Source organism: Kitasatospora sp. NPDC091257, from assembly GCF_044757675.1.
GTDB lineage: Bacteria > Actinomycetota > Actinomycetes > Streptomycetales > Streptomycetaceae > Kitasatospora > Kitasatospora lactacystinica.
This window is the reverse complement of record NZ_JBIVVI010000906.1, coordinates 1-3,816: the sequence shown is the minus strand read 5'-3', so window position 1 is coordinate 3,816 and position 3,816 is coordinate 1. Positions and strand designations below refer to the sequence as shown.

The 3,816-nt window shown below is 72.1% G+C and carries 4 protein-coding genes; all 4 read right to left on the bottom strand.

What is annotated here, in order from left to right; genetic code table 11:
* Window positions 1-185: hypothetical protein (locus ACIQOV_RS31770; protein WP_401054138.1), on the bottom strand; the 185-nt coding region annotated here is incomplete at its 3' end.
* Window positions 185-2,161: a glycosyltransferase family 2 protein gene (locus ACIQOV_RS31765; protein ID WP_401054136.1), complete on the bottom strand. Its 1,977-nt coding sequence runs from the start codon at window positions 2,159-2,161 to the stop codon at window positions 185-187. The genes ACIQOV_RS31770 and ACIQOV_RS31765, both read right to left, overlap by 1 nt.
* Before the next feature lie 252 nt (window positions 2,162-2,413).
* Window positions 2,414-3,478 carry a DUF2510 domain-containing protein gene (locus ACIQOV_RS31760; protein ID WP_401054134.1) on the bottom strand — a complete coding sequence of 355 codons (1,065 nt, stop codon included), beginning with the start codon at window positions 3,476-3,478 and terminating at the stop codon, window positions 2,414-2,416.
* Between the two features lie 74 nt (window positions 3,479-3,552).
* Window positions 3,553-3,816 (bottom strand): GNAT family N-acetyltransferase (locus ACIQOV_RS31755; protein WP_401054132.1); only part of this gene is annotated, 264 nt, incomplete at its 5' end.

Genomic DNA, 3,816 nt, shown 5'->3' with positions numbered 1-3,816 from the left:
GGGGACGGCGACGCGGCCAGGGCGCTGGTCAGCCAGCCCGGCATCGCCGTGGGGGCCGCACCGGCGAAGCTGTACGGGTCCTGGTCGTGGTTGCGGGAGAGCCGGGGCGCGAGCACGAAGGTGTACCCGACCATCAGCACCAGGGCGAGCAGGGCGGCGATCCGGGGGACGGTGATCCGCAGCATCAGCGGGCCCCCCGCTCGGGCCGGCCGCCGACCCGAGCGGGCTCAGGCCCTTCCTCGAACCCGTCCTCCTCCACGGCCGTCGGGGCGGGCTCCCCGGCGTGCGGCGGTTCGGTCCGTTGGACGGGCAGGGACGCGGTCACGAGTTCCTCGGCGGTGTCGGCGGCCCTGGCGGCGACGGCCCGCTGGGCCCGCGCCTCGCGGCGGGCGCCGACGAAGGAGATCGCCAGCGGCGCGAGGCCGGTGAACAGGCTGACCCCGGCCCAGAAGCGCAGGATCCAGATGTCGTGGTGCAGCGTGAAGCTCGCGCCGAGCAGTCCGCCCGCGACCGCCGCCCACAGCAGGTGCAGCCGGAACGTCGACAGCGACTCGGCGCTGCGCAGGTCGCCCTTGGCGGTGACGGCGTAGGCGAGCGGGCGGCGCAGCAGTGCCGCGATCGCGGCGGCCACGTAGACCGGGCCGGCGAACAGGGCGAGGCCCATGCCGGCCATGCCGATCTCGCGCCGCTCGTGCGCGGCCAGGTTGAACCGGCGCAGCCACAGCCACAGCACGAGCCAGCTGCCCATGCTGGCGCCCCACAGGGCCATCCAGTGGGTGCTGTTGAGGTGGATGGAGGTGATGCCGAGGGCCAGGTAGACGGAGGTGGCGAGACTGCCGAGGACGGTGGTGAGCGCCACGCTCGGGTAGTAGAACTGGACCAGGCCGTAGAGCACGCGCTGGCGGAGCCGCAGCTTGATGCCCGAGCGCAGCCGGCTCTTGAGCAGGATCTCCCAGATGCCGTAGGCCCAGCGCTTCTGCTGGTTGAAGTAGTCGGTCCAGGAGGTCGGGCCCTCGCCGACGGCGAGGACGTCGGGGGTGTAGACGCCCTTCCAGCGCTGGCCGGTCCCCGGATTGACGGAGGCCTGGACCCGCATGCTGGTGAGGTGGTCCTCGATGATCGAGTCCTGGTAGCCGCCGATCTGCTGCCAGGCGCTGGGCCGGTACAGGTGGTTGGTGCCGATCAGCAGCGGGGCGTCCATGCCGTTGCCGCCGCGCTCGACCAGACCGGAGAACAGGTACTGCTGCACGGAGGCGCCGTGGGCGACCCAGTTGTCGTACATGTTGCCGTACACCTGGGGGGCGACCACGAAGGCGACGTCGGGGTCGCGGAAGTAGCCGAGGGTGCGCTCCAGGAAGCAGGGCAGCGGGACGTGGTCCGGGTCCATCTGGGCCACCACGTCGTAGCCGTGCTCGTGCTCGGCGCGCCAGGAGTTGTGGTTGCCGGACTTGGTCTTGGCGCGGAACTCGCCCTCGGCCTGGTTGTACTCCGGGCGCCCCTTGCGGCTGAAGTGGTTGACGCCGAGTCGGGCGGCCATCTTCTTGACGCGGTCGTCGTCGCCCTCGTCGAGGATCCAGACGTCGACCTGACCGTCGTACTCGATCCGCAGCATCGCCGCGAGGGTGCGCTCGACGATCTCGATCGGCTCCTTGGAGGGCACGATCGTGGTGAGCACCGCGACCCGCAGACCGGGCGGCGGGGTGACCGGCACCGGGTCCTTGGCACGGAACGCGAAGACCCAGACCGCGAGGTTCTGAACCAAGCGGATGACTTCCACCGTGATAACTGCACAGAAGCAGATTCTGGCGAGGTTGATCCGCCAGTCCGGGGACCAGCCCACACCGGAGCCGGGAATGTGTTCGGGGAGGAGCAGCCAGCCGACGAAGGCGAGGCCGGCGAGTGCGTTGACGGTCACCAGGAGGGTCGTGACGAACGTGACGCCGCGCGAGGAGACCGAGCGGTAGCGAACGGCGGCGCCGTCCTCACCGGTCGTCAGCGGGCCGACGGTCTCGGCACATGCGACGTAGGCCCGTTGGGCCGCGCTGTTGCGCAGGTCCCGGCGGACGATGCGCCGTTCGTGCCGGGACCGGGGCAGGACGCGTCCGTGGCGTCCGCGCACCCGGCTGCTCCGCTTCGCCGCCCGTTCGTCGGTGGAATCCACCAGTCAACCCCCGTACAGCCGCTCCGTCGTACCGAAGCGCTGGTTCCCTGCTCTGTCACCGCCCACCGGCGCCGGACACCCGGCCGCCGTTCGGCGGCAACGGCGTGTCGGCGCCCCTCAGGGGCCTCGCTGATAGTCGTTCAATCGGTCAGCATACGGGCCGTGGTCGAGCGATCTCAGCCCGGGGCCGGGGCCGGGCGCGCCAGGGCCCGCAGGCTCCGCGGGAGGGCGGGCCCGCGGGTGGGGCGAGCGTCAGGGTGTGATCTTGACGGAGTTCGCGATCTGGTCCATCAGCGCCAGCGGGGGAGCCTCCGCCGCCTGGTCGAGGCAGATCTGGAGCACGGGGACGGTGGTGGCCCCGGCCGCCGGGGTGACCTGGAGGACGCCGCAGTAGCTGTCCGGCGTGGAGGAGGCGCTGGACATCGGGACGTGCCACAGCGCGAGGTAGCCGTCCAAGCCCTGGATCTTGACGGCCGACTGCTTGACCGGCTCCGGCGGGGCCGGCGCGTCGGCGCCGTAGCGGGTGTTGTAGAGCAGCTGGCCCATGCCGAGCACCAGCGACTTCGGATCGGACCAACCACCGTTGAACACCCGGAGGTTCTGGACGACCAGGCCGCGGGTGCAGGCTCCGCTGCCGTGGCCCACGCAGGCGTACGGGCTGACCGCGTAGCGGACCTCGTTCGGGGCCTTGGCGTCGACCTGGACCTGCCAGTCCTGCGGCAGCATGAAGTTCATCTTCGAGTCCTGGCCGACGATCTGCCGGCCGCCGGGCAGCTGCTGGCCGCCGGTCAGGGCGGTGCCCATGAAGCCGTTCGGGCTCTTGGGGTCGGCGGCGACCGTCGGGGACGCGGTCGGATCGGCCTTCGCCGAGCCGGGCTTGGCGGTCTTGTGACCGACCACGTAGCCGGCTCCCGCCATGGCCACCGACAGCACCACGGCGCCGACGGCCAGGAGCACCCGGCGCTTGGTGCGGTCCGGCTCGACGGTCTCGAACACCACCGAGGTGGGAATCGGCCTGGGACCCGGCACGGCGGGCGCGGCCTGCGCCGCCGGTGCGACGGGCTGGGTCGGTACGGAAGGCGGCGTCGGCGCGGCCGGCACCGGGGGAACGGGCTGTCGAACCGGTGCCACCGGGGCGGCGGCCGTCGGCGCGGCGGCGCTCTGGGCGGTATGGCCGGGGAACGGGTTCGCGGGCGTGCCACCCCCCGGCTTGGCCTGAACCTTGTCGGTCCAGGTCGAACCGTCCCACCAGCGCAGCGTGTTGGCCTGCCCGGAAGGGTCTTCGTACCAGCCGCTGGGCACACTCCCCGTCGTCATGCGGCGGATACTAGCAGCGAGCCGATCGGATGGTCATTTCAAGTCACCAAGTGCGTGCGGCAGTCGATGCCGGGTCAGAACGCCATCGTGTAGACCATCAGGTCCATCCCCGGGTACGGGGCCCAGTCGCGCTCGGGGGTGCGGCGGAAGCCGACCCGCTCGTAGAGGCGGTGGGCGGTGGTCATCTCCGGGCGGGTGGAGAAGGCCATGCCGGCCAGGCCGAGGTCGCGGCTGCGGGCGACGGAGGCGCGGACCAGGGCCTCGCCGACGCCCCGGCCCCGGGCGGCGCCGGCGGTGGCCAGCATCCGTATCTCGCCCTCCCGGGGGGAGGCGATGTC

Coding starts and splice junctions, on each gene's coding strand:
- ACIQOV_RS31760 (WP_401054134.1), bottom strand. CDS start 3,478: ATGACGACGGGGAGTGTGCCCAGCGGCTGGTACGAAGACCCTTCCGGG.